Source organism: Anaerohalosphaeraceae bacterium (assembly GCA_035378985.1).
Lineage (GTDB): Bacteria > Planctomycetota > Phycisphaerae > Sedimentisphaerales > Anaerohalosphaeraceae > JAHDQI01.
In genome coordinates, this window is record DAOSUR010000005.1 from 1 (window position 1) to 21,392 (window position 21,392).

Consider the following 21,392-nt stretch of genomic DNA (forward strand, 5'->3'; position numbering starts at 1 on the left):
TTGAGCAGATTAACACCGCCGTATCCCAGATGGACAAGGTCACCCAGCAGAATGCGGCAGCCGCGGAAGAATCCGCCAGTGCCGCCGAGGAACTGTCCGCTCAGGCCCAGCAGATGTACAGTGTCGTTCAGGACTTAGTCAACATGGTCGGCGGCAAATTATCCGCCTCCGCTGCGGGCTCCGCACAGACCGGCAGCACAGCTTCGATGAAGCGCAGCGACCAGATTTTCCATCAGATTGCGGAAGGGAAAAGCCGCCCCAGTCTGAAAAAAGATTCTGCCGTTTCCAAAACAACCGGAACGGAAGATGACTTCAAAGACTTCAACGGATAAAAACTATCCGTGGACTCCGAACAAGTCAGCGGGCCGGGATTTATCCCGGCCCGTTTTGTTTTCTCTCTGAAATGGAAGTTTTGAAGAGAAGAACAGGAAAAAGGACGCGTCTCGTTTCTCCGGGCTCGCGCCCGGGGCTATTCTCCTCGCAACCGCCCAATCTCTCGGCGAGTCGGCAACAATCCCTACACGTCGGGTTTTTGGCTCAACGGAAGCTGTCAGGGCCTTTAAGAAAGAAGAGAGAAAAAACACTTCTACGGCGCCATATTCAGTCCTAAGACACAGCCGGTGTTTGTATAGATATTTTCTGTCTGTCCATAAGCGGCATTGCCGTCCAGAAGACAATAAAAGGGGGCATAGATACCCAAGCAGACATCACATCCTAATCCATTGCTATAGACAACATTATTTTTCAGGGTACAGCCCTCATCAGCCGCTATCCCCGCGGAGGAGGACTGGGCATAATAGCCGTTATGATACACCGCACAGCCGATGATGGATACTCCTTTACCAGCCCAAATGCCAATGGAATCAGAAACCAACATTCCATTGCCGGTCACGGTACAGTCGGCTACCAAAGAACCCATCCCGGCATAAATGCCCTCAACGTATCCGCTGCAATTTTCCCCATTGTCGCATACGACGTTCTCCTTCACAACAGAACCTTCTCCGGCCAGGATACCCCACACACTGCCCAATGCATCTGTACCATTTTGAAAAACAAGGTTGCCGACAATCCTATTGCACCCGCCGCCCACAATCCCGCAAATATTAGTCAGCTCGTCTGTTGTGTTCTCCCCTATGCGGCAGAATTCAACCGTACTCTTACGGCCTACATAAACACCGGTTCCGTTTCGGCAGACTGTACAGCCGTTCACCTGAGAGCCGCCGCCCCCCAGCCAAATCCCTTCCCGGCGGCTGCCGATGACCGAGAGATTGGACAGCCGGATACAGCAAGAGGTTTCTGCGGCATAAACTCCGTATCGGAAACCCTTCTGCCCCTCAGCGGTATCGCTGACAATCGAACCGTTGCGGATTTCAATATTCTCGCAGCCGCCTGCAATGTGAATCCCGTCAAAGTCCTGATTCTGGAGCGTCGGCGGCGTCCAGGAAGAATACAGCCGAAAGCCGTTCATATCCAGCGTCACATTCGAGGCCGTAATTTTAACAGCGTGGCGGAAATTAATCGTAATGTCTGCCGTCAGATAATACGTGCCCGGCTCCTGAATCAAAACCCGATAATCGGCCCCGATGGGCACCGGTCCGGGAATCAGGGCTGTTCGCGGCTCAATCTGGTCCAGGGGCTTCATTGTGGACCCCGGCGGCTCGGATGGTTCCAGATTGCCCGCCCAAACCCCGGCGGAAACCCCAACAATCAAAAGAAAAACAAAAAGAAACAGGATGGACTTTTTCCGGAACATACCCTTCTCCTTTCCCTGAATCTCAACTGCCCGCAATACAATCGGCTTTTTACGATAAGAACAATTGCGGCACAGTTTATTTGAGCAGCCAGCCGTCGGGACAGTAGGTTAGCCACTTTTGTGCAAAGAGGGCAAAGTCAGCCATATCCACCGCATTTGTCAGGTCCAGGTTGCCCGGCAGCGAGCCGACCGCCAGCCAGTCGGAGGCGAAATTGGCCAGGTCGTCGAGCGTCACAATGCACACCCGCACCGACCAGATTTGAGTCCCGTCAAACCGAATCCAGCCGATATTTTCGCCCCAGGCCCAGCCGGTCATCCGCCCCTGAGAATCAATCGTCACACCGCCGTAGGTCGGGCTGAAGTTTATCCAGCCGACGTTTTCGCCCCAGGCAAAGCCGGAAAGGCTGCCGGCGCCGTCATTGGCCACGCCGAACCGCACATTGCGGCAGTTGTTGGTATTGATGCAGTGCAGATTAATCCAGCCGATGTTTTCGCCCCAGACCCAGCCGCTGACCTGATTGGCGTCCACCTGCATCCCGCCGCCGACGCCGGGTTCTGCATTGAGCCAGCCGGCGTTCTCCGCCCAGCCGTATTGGGAATCCGTATTGTAGGGGTCAATGTTTTCCGCCCGTCCAAGCGCTCCCAGCACAACCAGCCAAATCATCCATCGGTTTTTCATCGTTTCGTCTCCTTTGAATCCGGACGGCTACGGGGCATGATTGATTCCGAGCGTGCAGCCGGAGGTATAGAGGTTCACATAGCTGCTACCGATTTGATTGTTGTTCACACACGTGTTCTGATCCACCAGACACCCGGAGGCGTAAATGCCGTTCTGCTGATTCATATAGGCCGAATTCCTGACGACCGTCGAACCCGCAATGACAAAGATACCGCTGGTCTGATTGTTGGAGCATGTATTGCCGCTGAGAACACACGCACTATAGGCACGAATCCCGTGGTTCTGATTCGACCGGGCGGTATTGTCCGTCACAACACTGCCGTAGCCGGCAAAAATCCCATAGTCGCCGTTGGAAAAAACACTGTTGCCGCGAATGGTGGAGGTCGAGTTGGCCGTAATCCCGCTTTGTCCGTTGCGGCTGCTGACATTGTTCTCCACCAGATTATTTTCTCCGGCTACAATGCCGACCTGCGCATTGTAAGACGTATTGCACCCGCGAATGATGCCGCCTTCGCCGGCGGCAATCCCCGTCTGATTCCGATTGGCCGTGCAGCATTCCACCTTTGCGCTGTTGCCTACCAAGATTCCGGTCATGCCGTTGTCTTCCGCGATGCAGTCTCGAACAATGATTCCGCCGCCGGAATCGGCGATGCTGGTATTCAGGCAAATCCCGTAGCCGACATTGTTGAGGACGGTAACCCCCAGAATCTGAATATCCGCGTCACTGACAGAGCTGTTGAAGATTCCGTAACGAAAGGCGCGGATGGTTCCGTTTTTGATGACAATATTTTTTCTCGTCCCTCCCGTTATGGCGATTCCATCCGCCACTTTTGGGCCGACAAAGGTATTTTCAACCCGGAAGCCCATCAAATCGAGCGTCACATGGTCGGCCGCAATTCGAATCCCGCCTTTGTTGACGGTGACAATAACATCCCACACCAGATAATAGCTGCCCGGCTGTGAAATCACATACGCATAGGAGCCGTCACCCGGCGTATTGGCCGCACAAACCGCGGTGCGGGGCTCAACCTGGTCCAGGGGCTTCATCGTCCCGCTCGTGGGCGGAGCCGAGGGATTCAATTCACCCGCCGTCGCCGCCGCCATCAACGCTGCTATCAACCCCGCCAGCCCTTTTGCAAATGTCCTGCCAAACATACGATTCTCCTTTCAACACAGTACTTTTGAAAAAACTCTGTCAAGGCAGGTCGTTCGAAATGCCCCCATCAACACCCTGTCGGCGGCCTTCTTACCCGTCCTCACCCCAACGTCTTCCTGCAAAAAAGCAAACGATATTTTACCTATTTTATCGTTTTTCTGTCCACTGATTCAAGAAAAAAACCGCCTGCTGGATTTGAAAACAGGCGTTTTTTCTGCGTCTGATAAAAAATGCTTATTGTTCCATCAGCTGCAGGAACAATTCCGCCAAAATGGTTTCCGCCTGCGGGGTGTTGAGCAAACCGAACCAGCTGTAGGCGATGGTGCCGCCGTCGGCGGTTTTGACAAGGACCAAACCGTCCCCATAGGAATTGCCCTGCCGGTCTTTAAGAACCAGCAGCGGCCGGTATTCGGCGTGATGCGGACTGCGAACAAACGGTCGCCAGCGGCGGTCTCCGGAGGCCGGAAACAGAATAGGTTGGGAAAGGACCTTCCTTTCTGCCGAGGGCTCGAAAAACAATTCTTTGCCGGCAGGCGGCTGCTCCCAGCCCCCCTTAATTGGGAGGCCGTACCGGGCTGAATCGTTTACAACGCGTCCGTGCTCGTTGTAATAAAACGGCCAGGGCTGCGCGGGCAGCACCGCCAGAATGCCGCCGGATTTGACATATGCTTCCAGCGCACGTTGGACATCGCCCTCCTGAAAAACTGTTGTGCGATAGGTCTCGCCGCCGGCATACAGCAGCATCGAATAACGCTCCTTCGTTAAGTCCCCGCCGACCGCTTCTTGCCAGGTCAGGATTTTTAAATCGCATTTTTGCTTCAGCAGCAGCCAAAACGCCGTTGAGGACGGCTCCGGCAGCACGGCAATCGACCGGTTTGTGAATGCCTCCTGAAGCCGTTTTTGAACAGACGCCGACAGAACCGGTTCAACCGTTTTGGGGGCGGAAGATACCGCTCGAAACTCGCAGCTGAAGCGGGCGGTGAGTTTCAAATAGGCATCGCCGTATTCGACCGACGGCTCAATCTCGCTGCCCTCGTGCCACTCATTAAAACTGGTAATCAGAATCCAGTCGGGAGCCGCCTGGAGGGCCGCCGCCCACTGCAGGGCATACAGGTCGCCGTTTAAACGAGACACCTTCAGGCCCGGCGTGCGAATCTTTGTATCATCATATCCGGGAATAATGGTCAAGGCGGCGATTCGGCCCTGCTGTCGGGCCGTTTGAATCCACTGCGGATAGGTTTGTGCACACCAGCTGCGCAGCTGCCGGAGTGTCTTGTCGGCCAGCTCGCCGGCGGGATTGTAGGTGTGAAGCCCGTCAAAGACCGCCGCCGTCCCATACGAAAAGCCGTCGCCAATCAGAACCGCCCCGCCCGGAAACTCGGTTTCCAGCCGCTCTTTGACCTGATGCCAGCCGAACAGCCCGATTTCCTCGACGGCCCTGCCGTACACAAAAACGACCGGTTTGCCGTTGTGCCGCAGCCAGGCCGGATGCGAAGCGTAGTTTTGCAGCACATGGCGAAGGATGTCGCTGCAGGCCGACTGTGCCGTCTGCGGCGGAGGAACCGTTTCGTAATAAGCCGACGCCGTCAGTCCGTACCGCCGGCAGGCATCGAGGATTTGCGGCATGGCTCGGTCTTCGTAAGAACCCGCTCCCCACCAGCTGACAATCAGCGTATCGATGCCGCTTTCCCGGGCCTGTCGGCAGTGCCGGTCTATCACCTGCGGGCAGTGGGAATCGTAGGCCCCGCCGAGCGGATAGTGGGTGCTGTCGGAAATCTCGTTTTTGTCCGCCTCAATCCGCCCCCAGTGCACAACTCGGCCTGCCCCGCCCGGGCCGTCGGCGGTGCCGTACCACGGATAATAAAACGCCATCACCCGACGAGCCGGCTGACCCGACGGCTCGGCTGCAGCGGCCCCGAACGCCGAAAGCCATCCGGCAATAATCCACATCCATCTGCTCAATGGTTTCATCCCTGCATCTCCGCTCAATCAGGGCATTGTATCCGAACGGCATCGCCGTTTCCATTCTTTCCCCGCCGCTACCAGCGAACCTGTCGAATCTTGCTGCTCGGTTTGAAATAATTGACAAAGAAATACCGCAGTGCATCGATGGGGTGGTCATAAACACCGTCTTTGACCGGGGTTTCCGGGCTGCCGCTGACCGGACGCTGCGGATAGTGATAGCCCTGCATCGCCTCAATCAGCCGGAGGCACCGGGGTGCAATCAGAAGCCGGCTGGTGCCGTCCCCGGCCCGAAGATGCCGGCGAATCAGCTCCAGACCGTTTTCGATGCGGCTCGGACAGGACTGAACCGGAATGCCGCAGGATTTGAGGACCTCCACCGGTGTAAGCCCGCTTTCGTCGCTGGGCTGTTTGCCTGCCGGGTCGCAGAAGGTGCGAACGGCCTGTCCGCCGGGTGTGCGGCGTTTGATTTCCTCCGCATGGGCGGCCAGCGTCCGGCGAGACTGAACATACTCATCAACCACACGCACGATCCCGGCCGGGTCAACCTGAATCCACAGGCACACAAAGGGATGGACATAGCCGAAGTCAATCGCCCGATACAGCGGCAGAACAGGGTCCAGTTCGAACGGACGGACATGCACTGCCGGGTCAAAATCCGCAAAGACGGCGTTCTCCAGACTGGGCCGGATGCACAGCATCTCCGACTCAAAGGCCGCCCGGCTGCTGCGGCGCATCTGCGCGATGCAGTCATCAATCAAAAGAAAGCCGTCGGAATGCCTCGCCTTGCCCTGACAATCGCTGTTTAGGGAACATCGGCTGCAGCTTCGGTCCGGCCCACAGCGCTGAATGACCTCCCAGAGGCACCATTTGAAAATCGGGATGCCCGCTGCAGCGCCCTCGGCCAGAATTTTCTGCATCAGCCCCCACGGGCGATGCATTGTACTGAGGCACTCCATCGCTCCCTGAAGGGCACCGCGGCTTTTTATACAAAACTTGCCGGCGCTGAAAATCGCTTCATCAAACAGCTCGACCTCATCGCAGCGAAGTTTCTGCACGTGATGGCCGCGGAGGGCCCGCTGCGATTGAGCCAGAAGCCGAACCTGGGTGCCGTTTTTGAATCGGCACCGCTCCCGGAGCACTCGGCCTGCGATTTGCTCAGGAAAGGCGCTCCGGACAAAATCGGTCAGATGTTCATACATTCGTCCGGCCTGGTCCAGCGAGCCGGCGACAATGCGTGTGCGGCAGTCTTCTTTAAAAAGACCTTCCAGAAGCGTTGCAATCGCCGCCAGCTGCGTCTTGCCGCCGCCGCGGTTGGCCCAGACGATGCAGTCTCCGCTGATTTGCCCTGCCGGACGCAGCTCGGCAAAATCCGTGCGCCAGGTGTGCCAAAGGTAATCCATCAGGCTGCTGTGGTCCGGACAGACCGATGCATCCGGCACACAAATATCCAGATGCGACTGAAGAAACCCTTTTAACTCTGCACGGGTTCTGGGAGGACGATTTAGCGGAAACGAATCAATCGGCTCCCGGCGGAAATGCTCTGCGGGGCTGTCGGAAAAGGCGGGGGTCATACGTGCACTCCTTCAAGGGTGTCAATCTCATCGATATTTCAGCAACGACAAGCAACGGCCGAGCGTTGAAAAAAAATCGGGATGTTTCGCTTGAAAGCCCTGTTTTGTCTGTTTGTCCTCCTTTATCAACAGCAAACATTATACCAGATTTTTTCGTTTTATCAATATTGATACGGCGGATTTTTTCCCCGCTTCAGACTCAGTTCCCACCGGTTATCCACAAAACCGATTTGCGGTGTGGATAAGCCGTTTATAAGAATTTTTTTTTCTTTCCAACTCGTTTGTTTTTCGATATCTGGCGGCTGTGGAAAAGAAACCGTTAAAATTCCATTTGCATCGGAATTCCACACGGGTCTATCATAGCCGCTGTTTAAAAAACGTATCGAATAGGCCGAACCGAAAACACAACTTTGCTTTTGACACAGAAAGAAGGGAAGAAACCCATGGAGGCCGTCTTCACGGAAGAAATCAATGCGATTCAGGACCATCTGGCCCGCCAGATTGGTGCTCAGCAATATCAAATTTGGTTTCGCAATGCGACGCGTCTGACACTCCGGGAAGAGTGTCTGGAAATCGCCGTGGCCAATCCGTTTATCTCGCAGTGGATTCAAAGCCACTTTGAAAAGCCGCTGCAGAAGGCGATGGAGGCGGTTCTGCATCAGAAACGTCCGATTCAGTACATCACCGACCGCACGCTCAGTCCTGCGGCCAAGCCGAACGGAGCCGTCAACGGCTCCGTCGCTGCGCCCAAAGCGAACGCATCCGCCGCCAAACGCACCGAACCGCTGAAAATGAGTCTGGATACGTTTGTCGTCGGGGCCAAAAATGAGCTGGCTTACAATGCGGCTAAAACGGTGGTTGAACAGGAGAAAAGTCCGTTCAATCCCCTATTTTATCACGGCGGATATGGAGTAGGCAAAACACACCTGCTTCAGGGCATCTGCAACGAAATCGCCCGCCGGCGTCCGCACGCTAAATGGCTGTATCTGTCGGCGGAGGACTTTGCCAATCAATATGTTCTGGCTCTGAAAACACGAAAACTCGACGCCTTTCGAAACCGCTTTCGCAATCTGGACCTTTTGGCTATCGACGATATCCACTTTTTGTCCAACAAAAACGCGATGCAGGAAGAATTTCTGCATACGTTCAACAGCATCGATTTGGCAGGCAAGCAGATTGTGCTGGCGTCAGATGCCCACCCGAAGGAAATCGGGGCCCTGTGCGAGAAACTGGTTAACCGATTCGTCTCGGGGATGGTGATTCGGATTGACCCGCCGGATTTCGATACGCGCTGTCGGATTCTGATGCACCGGGCGAAACGAATGGGCCAGCCGCTTCGCAAAGAGGTGGCCGAATACATTGCCGGCGCTATCAGTTCGAGTGTGCGCGAGCTGGAGGGGGCTCTGCTGAAGGTGACGGCCTACAGCACGCTTACACAAAAAGCCATCACGCTCGAGGAGGTCCGGCAAATCCTATCGGAGCACATCGCCCGCACCGACCCGGTGGTGCACAACTCCGACATCGTGTCCGTTGTGGCGGAGTTTTTCGACCTGAAGCCTGCGGATATTCACTCGGCCCGGAAAGAACGGACGGTCTCGCTGGCCCGTTCGCTGGCGATGTATCTGACGCGGCGGTTTACCAAGATGTCGTTTCCGGAAATCGGCAAGGCGATGGGCAACAAGAATCACGCCACGGTCATTCTGGCCTGCCGGAAGATTGAGGAGGCCCTCGAGCGGAATACGCCGCTTCGGTGGCGCAGCGCGGCGGGTTTTCGTTCCGTGCCCGCCAAGGAGCTGCTCGAGCGGCTCATCGAAAAAATCTCCTGAAACCGGCGGTCATGGATTTGCCGGCTCTGCGGGCAGATAGTGCGCCAGGGTTTCCTCCAGCCGATCCAGCGGGATGTCCAGCGCCGCAAGCCGCCCCTGCGGGTCCACCAGAAACAGAGAAGAATAACGCATAGTGGAAAAAGCCGGGCTGTCCAAGCGAAATGTACCCAAAGTCCATGTAATACTCTGCTGTTTCTGAAGGTACTCCAGCGCCCGCTGGAGGGAATCAGCGGCAATACGAACATTCGAAAACAAACTGAGAATTTCAAACCGGCCGGTCTGTCCAAATTTTTCGGATACAGATTTCAGCCGCTCGACGATTTCCTTTGGATTGTCGCTTTCCGCCAGCATCCCAAAATCCACGAGCAGATAACGACCCCGGAAATCTTTTAAGAAAGCCCAGCGGTTTTTCAGGTCTTTCCATTCCAGGTCCGGAACCGGCTGTTCCAGCCGAACAGAGAAGACAGCTCGAACCGGCACATTGCCGATGTCAACAGGTTTCTCATAATCCGCCTCATTAATCGCTGCAGGGACGGTGAGTTTCAACTGCACAGTTCCCAGCAGGCTTTGGTGCCCTTCCTCGGATTGCTTCCTGCTTTCCGGGTCAAAAATATTCCCGGACAAGACATATCCGCCGGCGGGTACGTTGTCAGCCCAAAACGTCCCGTCCGGCGATACTGTCACATTGGTGCTGAAAGCCGGCATCGAATCTTCCATTTTTTGCCGGGCTCTTTCGAGAACGGCCAGGTATTGCTGGACCTCGGGTTTTTGCATCAATTCCTCCTGCCACTGCCGGCGCTCCTGTAAGGTCATCACAAAATAATCCTCCGGCATCTCGAAATCGGGATAAGACGGCCATTCCGGCTCAGCCTCTTCCGGCTGAAGGAACAAGTCAATATGATCACTGCGGTCCGCCCGCATTTCATCCGACAGAATCAGCCGTCCCGTCACGCGGCGGCCACCCTTGCCAATGGCCGTAAAGGTCGTCTGACCAGACCGAACCTCAATCTGGATGGAATCTGCAAGGCGGCTTATCATAGGCCTGACCGCAATGGAACGGGAAATCTGAACACGACCGGGGAAAACACGGTGGAAGACAAATCGCCCCTCCGCATCGGAGACCGCATCATAGATGACGCTCAGCGCCGCATCGGACTTCGAATGCCCCACAGAGAAATCTTCTGATTGGGGGCGGGTTTGTTGTTTTGATAGACCGTTCCTTCCACACGACCCCAGGGCTGCAGGGTGATAGGAAGGTTTTGTTCAAAGGCTTCATCGGAAATCTCTCCATAGCCGACCTCATGCAGAATAATCAAATTATAAGGAGGAGATACCGGCGGCAGCTCAAACCGGCCTTCTGAATCGGTACGGGCCGCCCGTCGGGTCGAATCCCGGACATATCCATTCTCCAGTGCAAGAGAGCGGCCCTGCTGAACGACATACACCTCCGCTGATTCGGCAGGTGCTCCGTCCGGCAGATACACGGTTCCGGCAGGTCCCCGCTCTTTCGCGAGAAAGATATCCTCGACGATGTCTCGGCCCTGATTGATATAGACCTTGCTTTGGGCAGGCCAATATCCCTCGGCCTCAATCTGAACCGCCCAGCCGACATCCTGATAATACAGCAGCTGTTCATAGACTCCATTCGTACAAATTCTTCTCTGGCTGTTTTGCCAAATGGGCTGCTGGCTGTTATTCCAGTCAATCCCGGGCGTCATCTGAAACCGCTCCACCGGAAGACCGGTTTGGGCATCCAGCACGCGGCCGGTCAGTTTGCCTGTCGGGTAAAGAACAATCTCATACCGATTCTGCTCTGACGCGGTTATCGGATAACCATGATAAAAAGCATATCCTTCCTTCCGGACCGAAAACCTCACTTCATCCGGCGGCAAATCTTCGAGGGTGCAGAATCCCATCGCATCCGTCTGGACCTGGTGAGGATATCCTTTCGAGTCGATGACTCGCACAAGAACCTGATATCCGGGACTCAGGATAAAATTCACATTCTGAAGATTCTCTTCAACGCTCAGCTCCTGCAGGACCGGAGCATACCCGCGTGCGGTTACTGTTATGGTCAGATTTTGAATCGTGCAGTTTGTCAGTCTGTAGCGACCGTCCGCATCGGTTTTTGTTTCTTTTACACCCTGCACAAATCGGTCTGCCCCTGCAAAGACACGGGCTCCCTCAATCGGACGGCCTTGAGAATCCGTCACCTGACCCGAGATAACAAGTCCCTGCTTCATTCGGACCAGAAACGTCTTATTCCGCAAATCCTCCGGCAGCGGCTGAATGCTGAACGGCTTTTCCGGAACATACTCCGGATGCTGTACGTTCATATCGAAGGTTCCATAGTCTAAATCGCATGGGAAGGTTTGGAGTTCCCATCTTCCGTCTGCATCAGTTTTGAGCCCGGCATCCTCAACCAGAGGATATTCTTCCTCTCGGCCGGTTCGATGAAAGGAAAAATCGATTGCCGCCCCTTCCACCGGTTTGCCATCAATCGTTTCCACTCGGCCGCCCACGGCACATCCCTGCCGAAGAGAAACCCGCCTCTGAAGCGGCAGAACCAACGTATCGACGGGAGAATTCATGCCCCAGTACAGCTGAGCTCCGAGATAGGGTTTTTTGCGTATCTCTACATCGAGAAAGGCAATCTTCGACTCATAATAATTCAGTTCATACCGGCCGAACTGATTGGTAAAGGCGGTTTTGGGAATGTTTATTTTGGGACCTATATCAAACTTCAGCTCTGCGCCGGGAATAGGTTCGCCGGTGACGGCATCGATGACCTGAATGCCCAGCACACCGGTCCGCCAGTTGTCGGCATCGACTGCATTGGGATCAAACCAAACCGGTCGGGCTGGTTCGACAGCTGCGGCCGGCGGTTCGGTCTGCTTTTTCGCAGCACCCGGCACCGAACCGGCGCGGGGCACAATCGCAGAATGCTGATTGGGCTCGGCGGGCGGCGGAGCAGACTGTTTCTGCAGGTCTTCCAGTACCCGCAGGGCCTCGGGCGTATTGATTTGAGCCAGATAATCCAGCACCGCCAGGCGGGCCGGCTGCGTGCCGGTCTGAAACAGCGCCGCCAGGGCCGGGATATTTTTCGTCTCAAAGAAATACCGGGCCTGCCGGAGCTGGATTTTCGTCTGTTCCTCCAGCTGCCCCTGATTTCGTACGACCGGCACAGCGGAAATCCGGTCGGCAGGAGCCGGTTCCGACACAATTTCTTTCCCTTTGAACAGTTCGTGCCGGAATTCGATGTCTTTGCGGCTGGGCTGGATCAGCCAAACGGCCGCCCCTGCCATCACCACCGCCGCCGCCGAAACAATCCAGCCCCAGCGGAGCGGACGGGTCTGCCGAATGGGTCCGGCCGCCAGAAAGGCCTCCGCGGCCCGTTCCGCCTTGTCTGACAAATAGGCACGCATCATTTGGCTCCAATCCGAAAGATACCGGTCGTGTTTTTCCAGCCGCTGGGCAAGCTGTCGGCAGGCAGCACACCCCTCCAGATGCCGTTCGAGCCGCTCCAGCTGCGCCGGAGCAAGCGGCCCCAGCAGCCGTTCTGCAAGAAGTTCGCGAATGTCGCGGCAGGAGTCCTTCATCCTTCCCGTCCTTTCCGGAGCACCTCGCCCAGCAGCCCGACGGCCTCTTTGAGCCGCCGATAAATGCTGATGCGGGACACCCCGAGGGCCTGGGCCACGTGGTCGGCTTTGCGGCCGTCAAAATAGTACATCAGCAAAGGCACGCGCAAATCCGCCGGCATCCCGGCAATCGCCGATTGAAGTTCTTCGTAAGATGTTTCCAAACAATCTTTTGCGGCAAAAATCTCCGCCGGAAAAGAAAACAAGGACGTCTCTTTCCTCCGGCGGCGAAGGAAATTTCGGGATTCATTTTTGGCAATCCGTCGAATCCATCCCTCAAACTGTTCAGGACGGCGGAGGGTTCGAATTTTCGTATATCCTTTCAAAAAAACCTCCTGAGCCGTATCCTCCGCATCCGCCGGATTTCCCAAATACCCCAAACAAACCATATAGACAGACCCATAGTATGTCCGGATAAGATCCGCATAGGCCTGCCGGCTGCCCTGCTGGGCCTGCTGCACTAGGTTGTCTTCCGCCGCCGCCCAAAAAACTCCTTTCTGCTCTCCTTTTTTATAGACACCGTTTCAGGAGGAAATTATCAAAAAAATTGCGGGCGCATTCAAGGTGGAGTATATCGAGTTTGAGCAGACAAAAAAAGAAGGGAGGGCCGCCGATGCTCTCCCTTCTTTGATTTGAATGGCTCTTCTCGTACAGGGCTTAGCGGGCCTTGAGGTTTGCGGCGGGCGTTTACCATCAGCCTTGTGTGCGGGTCACTTTTCGCCGTCCCTTCCCCGGCTAAGATGGCCTTTTGGGTCACTGATTAAGAGCCATTAACTTGCTGTCTGGTATTTCGGCAATCGCCTGAAAAAACATAAATAATTTTGTGTTCCAGTATTACTGCGCAAACTTTTATTTGACGTTCGCAGCGGCTTTTTTATCAGACGCGAAAAAATTTTTTGAATTTTTCTCCGCTCACTTCGGTTCCGGACGGTCTGCGCCGCTCATTTAATTGACGGGCCGAAGGCATTCCAAATCAAGTCCGTCTGATTCCAGTTTCCGCCGGGGTAATCCGGATTCCGCGAGCCCTGTCGGTTGGTTGTCGCCCGTTCATAATCCACGCGTTCCGCATGCCCGTCGCAGAAGACAATATGGCCGCCTTTGAGATGACGCCGGGCGAACCGCTTCCAGTCGCCGCGGTGCCGGCCCAGCAGCGAACGGGTTCGATAATAATTGTAATCCGACTTGTCCAGTTCGTCGTTGGTCGTGCGCATTTCGAGCATCAGGACCGTCTGGCCGGGCTGGCGAATCCGGGTCAGATTGACCTCTTCCATATCATCCAGCACACTGGCGGTCGGTCCGTTGTTCATCTCCGAGTTCCAGACATAGCAGAAGAAAAGCTGATATTCATAATTGGCAATGCTGTCATAAAACCGCACGGCGCTGCGGGTAAAACCCTCCGGGAAACGGGCCGCCGGGTCAATAAAAATGCTCGACTTGCACGGCGGCAGCGGAACGGTCCCCCCGCTTTGAACTGCCTGTTCACTGATGCTTCGGTAGGGTTCCTGGCCCAGCATCGGCGGAACGGCGTTGGCCCACCATTTCGGATTGAAGAAATTGTCACCCAGGTTTTCGTCTTTGTTGCCCTCCCAGGGAAGGAAATTGCTGTTCTCGGCCGCAAACATCATCGCGCCCATTCCCCACTGCCGCGTGTTGGAAAGACTGACCAAAGCCCTGCCGTAGGCCCGGGCTTTGCGCAGGGCCGGTGTGAGGATACTCAGCAGCAGCGCCAGCACGGCCGTGACCACCAGCAGTTCTATCAGCGTAAATCCTTTTCGCTTCATCTGCATCCTTCCGTTTCCATTCTTCTAATCCTTTTAAAAATTCGCATGTCCGCTGTCTGGACGGACATACGAACAACCGCATTCACTTATGTGGAGGAAAGTTTATTAATTCGCCCAGGGTGTCGAGCAGGAGGCATCCTCCGGATCCACACATTTCATCCACACCGAGGCAAACCCTGCAAAGTCCGTCAGGTCAATCCGGCAGTCCCGATTGACATCGAGCGGACTGCCGTAGCCCAGTGCGAGGGTTTCATAACAATCCGCCGGCCGATACGGTCCCCGCAGCAGGCGAAAGTTCTGAACCATCTCCGCCCATCGATTGGCCATTCCGAAAGAGCTCGAGGAGGCATCATCAAAGGACGCACCGGTTACGGACGCCGACGGGTCGGCTTCCAGCCGGGCGACTTCGGTGGAGCTCAACCCCGCGCCGCCCCAGTACTGCGGCCCCAGATGTTCGCCGACCGGCCCCCAAATCAGACGTCCCGCTGCATCCACAATCCGCGCTTCCCAGTTATCATTGCCCACGCCGAAATCCCACACGGCGTGATTGAGCACATTGTGAACGGAGGTCACCAGCCGGGCGTTGGGGTCGGTTTTTTCGGCTTCCTGACGCACACTCACATTGAGCCACCAGTCGCCCGCAGCCGGGTTGAAACTTAAATCCGTTCCCAGATGAATCACCGCCTGCGTCTGACCGGGAGCGACCTGATAGGTCCGGTTGCCGTTGACGGTATCCACATAGATGGTGTGTTCCTGCACCAGCGTCAGAATCGTTCCGGCCCGAAGGTTGGACCAGACGGGGTGATTGGAAAACTTGAGAATGCCCTGCTCCACCATTCCGTCGCCGTACCAGATATCCGTTCCGTCAGCCTCCGGAGCCCCGATTTTGTCTGTCTCGGCCCAGCGGATTTCCCAGCCGCGGATATCCAAGCCGTCGCGCGTCACCACCAGTTCGATCCAGTCGCTGCCGTTGCCCTGGATGCGGCCGTTCGGAAGCACACCGGTCAGTTTGCCCGGATGTTTGCCGTCCGCCAGGGCCTGAAAGTACACATCCACCTCGTTTGCATCCGCATACAGCTCGCTGCCGAGGTATTTTTCCGAGCCGACGGCGCTGTACTCATTGACAATCAGGCCGCCGACCGGAATCACTGTTCCGGCCAATGGATAAAAGCCGGGATTTCCGATATCGCCGCCGGCGGACTGTCGGGAATTGTACGAATCGCCGACCGAAGAAAGCACCCAGGATGCCTGAACCGTCTGCTTGTCAAAATCGGATGACGGAACATTTCCGCTGGTATTCTGCGTGCGAATCGTGCCCGGAAAGTCCTGGTCGCCGTAGGTCAGACGGGCTATCAGCACTCCGCCGGCGTCATAGAGATTGATTTCGTCATTTCGCCCGAGATTGTGCGTCAGATTGCCGATGATTTTCACAGACGCCCCCAGCCCCCAAGCCGTCCGGAACGCCGCCGCATCGGCCTCGGTCAAAATCACAGACTCGCCGGGTGAGACCAGACCGAATGCGCTCAAATCGACGCTGCCGGGCGTGCGGCTGTTGTCATCAAAACTCCAGCCGGTCATATCCACCGACGTCGTACCGACATTGGTAAACTCCACAAATTCTCCGTTGACGCCGCTGTACATCCATTCCGTTATCACCATCCGAGCACCGGCTGCACCGCCCAGAAGAACACCCAAAACAAGCACCATAACCTTTTTCATGACCTGCTCCCTTCTGAAAACGTGTAAGACGGCTTTGTGAACCGTCTTACACCGGATGAAGTAAAGTAGCTGCTGGAGTCTTATCCGCGGCGCCGAAGCCCGAGAATCATCGCAAGACCAACTCCAAGAATTCCCATCGTGGCAGGTTCAGGAATGGCGGCATAGTAATAACCGGGATTGCCCACAGCCCCTCCGCCGGAGGCATAGGAACCGAAGGCATCGCCGACAGCGGACCGTACCGCGGCCGCTGCCAGATTTCCGCCCAGATTCTGCACAAGAATGTTGCCGCTGCAATTCTGGGTGCGGGGTCCGCCGATGGTGTCGTCGCCGTAGGTGAGCCGATCGACCAGACTGCCCTGGCTGTCATACAGATTGATTTCATCCCGTCGGCCCAGATTGTGCGTCAGATTGCCGATGATTTTGATCTGAGCCCCCAGATTCCAGGCCGTCCGAAACGCCGCCGGATTTGCTTCCGTCAGAATCGCCGATTCGCCCGGAGCCAGAAGTCCGAAAACGCTCAGATTCACACTGCCGGGAGTCCGGCTGTCGTCATCAAAGCTCCAGCCGGTCATATCGACAGCCGTCGAACCGATGTTGGTAAACTCCACAAACTCGCCGCCCGGCCCGTCGTACATCCATTCGGTAATAAAGATTCCCGCCTTGGACTGTACGGCCGCCGCCAGCAGCATCATTCCCGCCAGAACTCTTTTCATCTTCCTGTCTCCTCTTCCAAATTGATTGGTTGTCTGATTGATTTCAGCCCCTGCGGGGGGTGAATATTCTCTGCAATGCAAACGACTATACAGAACAATGTTTACAGAAAACGAGCGGCCTGTTAAACTTTCGTAAAAAGCCGCCGACCAGCGGACGAACACCGTCCGGTCTGCGCGGTGTGGGGTCAGAGGATGCCTATTGAAACAAGAAAGGATGACGAATGCCTTCGAAGCAGCCGGAATTTCGGCGGTATCTGGTGCCGATTGACAGCTTGTCCACGCAGCAGTTCTTTACGGACTGTCTGGTTATCGGCTCGGGCATAGCGGGACTGCGTGCGGCCATCGAGGCGGCCGGATGCGGCGCTTCGGTGACGCTGGTCTGCAAGGGAACGCTGGCCGATTCGAATACCTGGAATGCGCAGGGCGGGATTGCCGCCGTGGTGCGGAATGAAGACAGCATCGAAAGCCACATCGCCGACACCATGGCGACCGGCGCCGGCCTGTGTGAGCCCGAGGTTGTCCGGCAGGTCGTTTCGGAAGGCCCGGCCCTCATTCGGGAACTGCTGGACTGGGGGACGGAATTCGACAAAACCAACGGGATTCTGGACGCCACACTCGAAGGCGGCCATTCGCACCCGCGCGTCATCCACTCCCACGGCGACTCCACCGGCCGCGGCATCGCCGAAGGCCTGATTCGAAAACTGCATTCGATGCCGCAAATCCGCATCCTCGAGCACTTCTTCGCCATTGACCTTTTGACCAATGACGAAAATGAATGCCTGGGCGTTATCGGGCATCGGGCGGGCAACGCCCTGCAAATCATCTGGGCGGCCCGAACGATTCTGGCCACCGGCGGCGCCGGCCGGCTGTATCGGGAAACCACTAACCCGGAAAACGCCACCGGCGACGGGCTGGCGATGGCCTATCGCGCGGGGGCGGTCCTGCGGGACCTGGAGTTTATGCAGTTTCACCCGACAACGCTGTATATCGCCGGCGCTTCGCGTGCCCTGATTACCGAGACGCTGCGCGGCGAAGGCGCCATCCTGCGCGACCGCGACGGAAACGCCTTTATGAAAGACTACCACCCGGATGCGGAGCTGGCCCCGCGCGATGTCGTCAGTCGGGCCATCCTCGACCGGATGCTCAAGACCAACTCGACTCATGTCTATCTGGATATCCGGCACTTTGACAAAGAGCATTTCCGCAAGCGCTTTCCGGTCATCAGCGAACTGTGCGAATCCTTTGACATCGACATCAGCCGGGAGATGATCCCCGTGCGTCCCAGCGCCCATTATCTCATCGGCGGGGTCAAGGTGGACCGAAACGCCGCTTCGAACATTGCCAACCTTTATGTCTGCGGCGAAGCGGCCTCTACCGGACTGCACGGGGCCAACCGGCTGGGGAGCAACTCGCTGCTGGAAGGTCTGGTGTACGGCCGCATTGCAGGACGACACGCCGCCGAAGGCCTCAAACGCCCGCGAACACACCTGCGTCCCAAACGAATTGAATTTCATATTGCGCATTCCGGCCGCAGTCATCTGGACACCGACGACGTCCGCAATTCGCTGCGGGCCCTGATGTGGCGCAATGTCGGCATCACCCGCCGGGAAACACCGCTGGTCGAAGCCCAGGAGATTATCCGCTTCTGGCAGCGTTATGTGATGGACAAGGTCTTTGATACGCCGTTCGGGTGGGAATGCCAGAATATGCTCACGCTGGCCCTGCTGATGGCCCGTGCCGCCGAAGAGCGAAAGGAATCCCGGGGCGTCCACTTCCGGCAGGACTACCCCTCGCCCGACAACGACCACTTCCTCAGACACATCGAACTGTCCCGCTGAGCGAACTCAGACAAACAGGTTGCGTGAACGGGGCGGGTCGGCTACAATCTCGGCGGCTGGACAGGTCAGCCGGGAAGAGAACCGATGGAACGAAAAAGCCGAAACCAGACCGTGTTTGGACACAAAACCGCCCTGCCGTGTTTGGGGGTTCTGCTTTCGGCCGTCCTTCTGTTCCGCGCCGCCGCATTCGGCTGTGCGTGCAGCGGCTCTTCCCTGGGGCTTTTTGAGGGCTCGCGCGATGTCGGCGAAACCGCTGTCGCCGGCCGAACCGAATATGACCCCTCCGGCGGACTCTACCGAGTGACCGGCAGCGGCGAAAACATCTGGTATCACAGCGACGCCTTTCACTTCGCCTGGAAGGAAATCGTCGGCGATGTCGAACTGACCGCTCAGGTCGAATGGGCCGCCGGCACCCACCCCCACCGCAAGGCCGGCTGGATGATTCGTCAGGGCATGGCTCCCGATGCGGCTTATGTCGATGCCGTCGTTCACGGCAGCGGCGCCGCGGCGCTGCAGTTTCGCCGGATGCAGGACGGCCCGACGATGGAGGTGCCCTGCGGCCTGCCGAATCCCCCGTACATCCGCCTGGTCCGACAGGGCCGGCTTTTCACGATGTCCGTCTCCGAAGACGGCAAAACCTTCGAATCGGTCGGCACGGTCGTCGTCCCGATGAGCGAACCCGTTTACGCCGGTCTGATTGTCTGCTCGCATGACAACACGCAGACAGCTCAGGCCGTCTTCAAAAACGTATCCATCCGAACGCGGGGGCTGATTGAGGAGAAAAACCGGATGCTCGAAAGCAGTCTGGAAATTTTCAACATCCAAACCGGACGGCGGCGTGTCGTCTTTTCGACAACCGAAATGCATATGGAGGCCCCGAACTGGTCGCCCGACGGCAAAACGCTGCTGTTTAACAGCGCCGGACGGCTTTATACCATTCCCGTCGAGGGCGGCACGCCCAAACGGCTCAATACCGGCTTTGCCGACCGGTGCAACAACGACCACGGATTCTCACCGGACGGCCAATGGATTTTTCTCAGCCACGATGACAAGGGCGTATCAAAGATTTACCGCGTGCCTTCCAAAGGGGGCAGACCCCGGCTGATTACTCCGCAGGGTCCGTCCTACTGGCACGGCGTTTCGCCGGACGGGAAAACCGTGGTTTACTGTGCTCAGCGCAGCGGGCAATATGATATTTATGCCATCGACCTTAAAGGCGGCCCGGAGCGGCAGCTGACGAACACTCCCGCCCACGAAGACGGGCCGGATTATTCTCCCGACGGCCGCTTTATCTACTTCAATTCCGACCGGGAAGGCCCGATGTTTCTCTGGCGGATGAACGCCGACGGAACCCACCCCGTCCTGATGACGTTCGACGACCAGTACAACGACTGGTTCCCGCATCCGTCGCCGGACGGCAAATGGATTGTCTTTCTTTCATATCACAAAAGCGTCAAAGGCCACCCGGCTCAGCAGGAGATTGCCCTGCGGCTTCTGCCGACCGACCATGAAGAGGAGCCGCGAATGCTGACACGGCTCTTCGGCGGACAGGGGACCCTGAATGTGCCCTCCTGGTCGCCCGACAGCCGGGAATTTGCCTTTGTGAGCTATCGACTGACGGAATCGGAGAATCGATAACCTTCTTTTACAGGAGACTGATGATGAAACGAATGCTGCCGATTGTGTGTGCCGGACTGGTGCTGTGTGCTTCCTGTGCCGCTGCTCCGAAAAAAACCAAACCGACCTCCGAGGCGGAACTGAAGGAAGTCGGCCGGCGTGTCGTCCAGAATCTGCTGGACCGCAAGGATTATTCGCTTTATCGGCCCGGGAAAGGGCTTCACTATGCCGAGGCCTGTACAGCCGTCGGGGCCCTGCGGTTTGCCGACTATACCGGCGACAAGGCCCTGCTTGAAAAAATCATCGCCCGCTATGAAAAATTTCTGGAACCGGACAGCATTCTGATTTCACGCCACTCCCACGTGGACCACAATGTCGAAGGCATCGTGCCGTTTGAGATTTACCGAATTACAGGCGACAAGCGCTGGCTTGAATTGGGTCTGACCTTCGCCGACAGCCAGTGGGAAACCACACAGGAGGACGGCCTGACCAGCCAGACCCGCTGGTGGATTGACGATATGTATATGGTCGGAATGCTCCAGATTCAGGCCTATCGAGCGACCGGCGACCCCAAATACGCCGACCGGGCGGCGATGCAGCTGGCGGCCTACCTGAAGAAGCTCCAGCAGCCCAACGGTCTGTTCTTCCACGGGCCCGATTTCCACTACTTCTGGGGCCGCGGCAACGGCTGGGTGGCTTCTTCGCTGGCCGAGGTGCTCAGCTCGCTGCCGGCCGACCACCGGCTCCGTCCCGAAATTATGGCCGGCTACAAAAAGATGATGGCCTCGCTGCTCCGCTATCAATCCGACAACGGGATGTGGAGGCAGCTGGTGGATTATCCGTATTCGTGGCCTGAAAGCTCCTGCACGGCGATGTTCGCCTATGCGATGGCCGTCGGCGTCGAACACGGCTGGCTGAAGAAATCACAATATGCGCCGGCTGTCGAAGCGGCCAAGAAGGCCCTGATTGCCCACGTGGACCGGGAAGGCAATGTCCGCGAGGTCTGCGTCGGCACCGGCCAGCAGGATGACATTGAGTTTTATCTGAAGCGGCCGCGCGTCGTCGGCGACCTGCACGGGCAGGCCCCCGTCCTGTGGCTGATTTCTCACCAGCTCAAGCCCTAAAACACAAACGCC

The 21,392-nt window shown here is 56.8% G+C and carries 16 protein-coding genes; 5 read left to right on the top strand and 11 right to left on the bottom strand.

The genetic code is table 11. From position 1 onward, the window contains the following. On the top strand, positions 1-332 hold a 332-nt coding region (locus PKY88_05170), incomplete at its 5' end, for a hypothetical protein (protein HOQ04584.1). Positions 333-586: 254 nt separating this feature from the next. Here the strand turns inward: PKY88_05170 and PKY88_05175 are convergent. The 5 genes from PKY88_05175 to PKY88_05195 form a co-directional block, all read right to left on the bottom strand. Further along, positions 587-1,753, bottom strand: a complete 1,167-nt coding sequence (locus tag PKY88_05175) for a hypothetical protein (GenBank protein ID HOQ04585.1) — start codon at positions 1,751-1,753, stop codon at positions 587-589. Between the two features lie 76 nt (positions 1,754-1,829). Next, positions 1,830-2,432 (bottom strand): hypothetical protein, encoded by a 603-nt coding sequence (locus PKY88_05180; protein ID HOQ04586.1) that lies wholly within the window; start codon positions 2,430-2,432, stop codon positions 1,830-1,832. 27 nt (positions 2,433-2,459) lie between these two features. After that, a complete protein-coding gene (locus PKY88_05185) occupies positions 2,460-3,587 on the bottom strand; it encodes a right-handed parallel beta-helix repeat-containing protein (GenBank protein ID HOQ04587.1) in 1,128 nt (375 codons plus the stop codon). 235 nt (positions 3,588-3,822) lie between these two features. Next, positions 3,823-5,559 carry a hypothetical protein gene (locus PKY88_05190; protein HOQ04588.1) on the bottom strand — a complete coding sequence of 579 codons (1,737 nt, stop codon included), beginning with the start codon at positions 5,557-5,559 and terminating at the stop codon, positions 3,823-3,825. Between the two features lie 68 nt (positions 5,560-5,627). Then, on the bottom strand, positions 5,628-7,124 hold the full coding sequence (locus tag PKY88_05195) for a hypothetical protein (GenBank protein ID HOQ04589.1): 1,497 nt from the start codon (positions 7,122-7,124) through the stop codon (positions 5,628-5,630). Positions 7,125-7,567: 443 nt separating this feature from the next. On the opposite strand from PKY88_05195, the gene dnaA reads away from it, so the two are divergent. Then, positions 7,568-8,950, top strand: coding sequence for a chromosomal replication initiator protein DnaA (dnaA, locus tag PKY88_05200; GenBank protein HOQ04590.1), 1,383 nt, complete (start codon positions 7,568-7,570; stop codon positions 8,948-8,950). Positions 8,951-8,959: 9 nt separating this feature from the next. Here the strand turns inward: dnaA and PKY88_05205 are convergent, their stop codons facing one another. From PKY88_05205 to PKY88_05230, 6 genes are all read right to left on the bottom strand, one after another. Further along, positions 8,960-10,120 (bottom strand): hypothetical protein, encoded by a 1,161-nt coding sequence (locus PKY88_05205; GenBank protein ID HOQ04591.1) that lies wholly within the window; start codon positions 10,118-10,120, stop codon positions 8,960-8,962. After that, positions 10,090-12,549: a carboxypeptidase regulatory-like domain-containing protein gene (locus PKY88_05210; protein ID HOQ04592.1), complete on the bottom strand. Its 2,460-nt coding sequence runs from the start codon at positions 12,547-12,549 to the stop codon at positions 10,090-10,092. Before PKY88_05210 ends, PKY88_05205 begins: the two co-directional genes overlap by 31 nt. After that, the gene (locus PKY88_05215; protein HOQ04593.1) at positions 12,546-13,049 is read right to left on the bottom strand and encodes a sigma-70 family RNA polymerase sigma factor; all 504 of its coding nucleotides are present in this window, start codon (positions 13,047-13,049) and stop codon (positions 12,546-12,548) included. The genes PKY88_05210 and PKY88_05215 overlap by 4 nt, the downstream gene beginning before the upstream one ends. 480 nt (positions 13,050-13,529) lie before the next feature. Beyond that, a complete protein-coding gene (locus tag PKY88_05220) occupies positions 13,530-14,369 on the bottom strand; it encodes a prepilin-type N-terminal cleavage/methylation domain-containing protein (protein ID HOQ04594.1) in 840 nt (279 codons plus the stop codon). A 105-nt stretch (positions 14,370-14,474) separates the two neighbouring features. After that, entirely contained in the window at positions 14,475-16,088 is a 1,614-nt protein-coding gene (locus PKY88_05225) for a lamin tail domain-containing protein (protein HOQ04595.1), read from the bottom strand. Positions 16,089-16,168: 80 nt separating this feature from the next. Then, positions 16,169-16,801, bottom strand: a complete 633-nt coding sequence (locus tag PKY88_05230; GenBank protein HOQ04596.1) for a lamin tail domain-containing protein — start codon at positions 16,799-16,801, stop codon at positions 16,169-16,171. Between the two features lie 221 nt (positions 16,802-17,022). Here PKY88_05230 and nadB point away from each other — a divergent pair, with 221 nt between their 5' ends. The 3 genes from nadB to PKY88_05245 all read left to right on the top strand — a co-directional run bounded on the left by nadB (position 17,023) and on the right by PKY88_05245 (position 21,380). Beyond that, a complete protein-coding gene (gene nadB / locus PKY88_05235) occupies positions 17,023-18,639 on the top strand; it encodes an L-aspartate oxidase (protein HOQ04597.1) in 1,617 nt (538 codons plus the stop codon). Positions 18,640-18,723: 84 nt separating this feature from the next. Further along, the gene (locus PKY88_05240) at positions 18,724-20,277 is read left to right on the top strand and encodes a hypothetical protein (GenBank protein ID HOQ04598.1); all 1,554 of its coding nucleotides are present in this window, start codon (positions 18,724-18,726) and stop codon (positions 20,275-20,277) included. Positions 20,278-20,297: 20 nt separating this feature from the next. Further along, entirely contained in the window at positions 20,298-21,380 is a 1,083-nt protein-coding gene (locus PKY88_05245; GenBank protein ID HOQ04599.1) for a glycoside hydrolase family 88 protein, read from the top strand. Positions 21,381-21,392: the final 12 nt, after the last annotated feature.

Excerpts from the sequence above, each read along its gene's own strand:
- PKY88_05175 (HOQ04585.1), bottom strand. The coding sequence starts at position 1,753 with ATGTTCCGGAAAAAGTCCATCCTGTTTCTTTTTGTTTTTCTTTTGATT.
- PKY88_05180 (HOQ04586.1), bottom strand. The coding sequence starts at position 2,432 with ATGAAAAACCGATGGATGATTTGGCTGGTTGTGCTGGGAGCGCTTGGA.
- PKY88_05185 (HOQ04587.1), bottom strand. The coding sequence starts at position 3,587 with ATGTTTGGCAGGACATTTGCAAAAGGGCTGGCGGGGTTGATAGCAGCG.
- PKY88_05190 (HOQ04588.1), bottom strand. The coding sequence starts at position 5,559 with ATGAAACCATTGAGCAGATGGATGTGGATTATTGCCGGATGGCTTTCG.
- PKY88_05195 (HOQ04589.1), bottom strand. The coding sequence starts at position 7,124 with ATGACCCCCGCCTTTTCCGACAGCCCCGCAGAGCATTTCCGCCGGGAG.
- dnaA (HOQ04590.1), top strand. The coding sequence starts at position 7,568 with ATGGAGGCCGTCTTCACGGAAGAAATCAATGCGATTCAGGACCATCTG.
- PKY88_05210 (HOQ04592.1), bottom strand. The coding sequence starts at position 12,549 with ATGAAGGACTCCTGCCGCGACATTCGCGAACTTCTTGCAGAACGGCTG.
- PKY88_05220 (HOQ04594.1), bottom strand. The coding sequence starts at position 14,369 with ATGAAGCGAAAAGGATTTACGCTGATAGAACTGCTGGTGGTCACGGCC.
- PKY88_05225 (HOQ04595.1), bottom strand. The coding sequence starts at position 16,088 with ATGAAAAAGGTTATGGTGCTTGTTTTGGGTGTTCTTCTGGGCGGTGCA.
- PKY88_05230 (HOQ04596.1), bottom strand. The coding sequence starts at position 16,801 with ATGAAAAGAGTTCTGGCGGGAATGATGCTGCTGGCGGCGGCCGTACAG.
- nadB (HOQ04597.1), top strand. The coding sequence starts at position 17,023 with ATGCCTTCGAAGCAGCCGGAATTTCGGCGGTATCTGGTGCCGATTGAC.
- PKY88_05240 (HOQ04598.1), top strand. The coding sequence starts at position 18,724 with ATGGAACGAAAAAGCCGAAACCAGACCGTGTTTGGACACAAAACCGCC.
- PKY88_05245 (HOQ04599.1), top strand. The coding sequence starts at position 20,298 with ATGATGAAACGAATGCTGCCGATTGTGTGTGCCGGACTGGTGCTGTGT.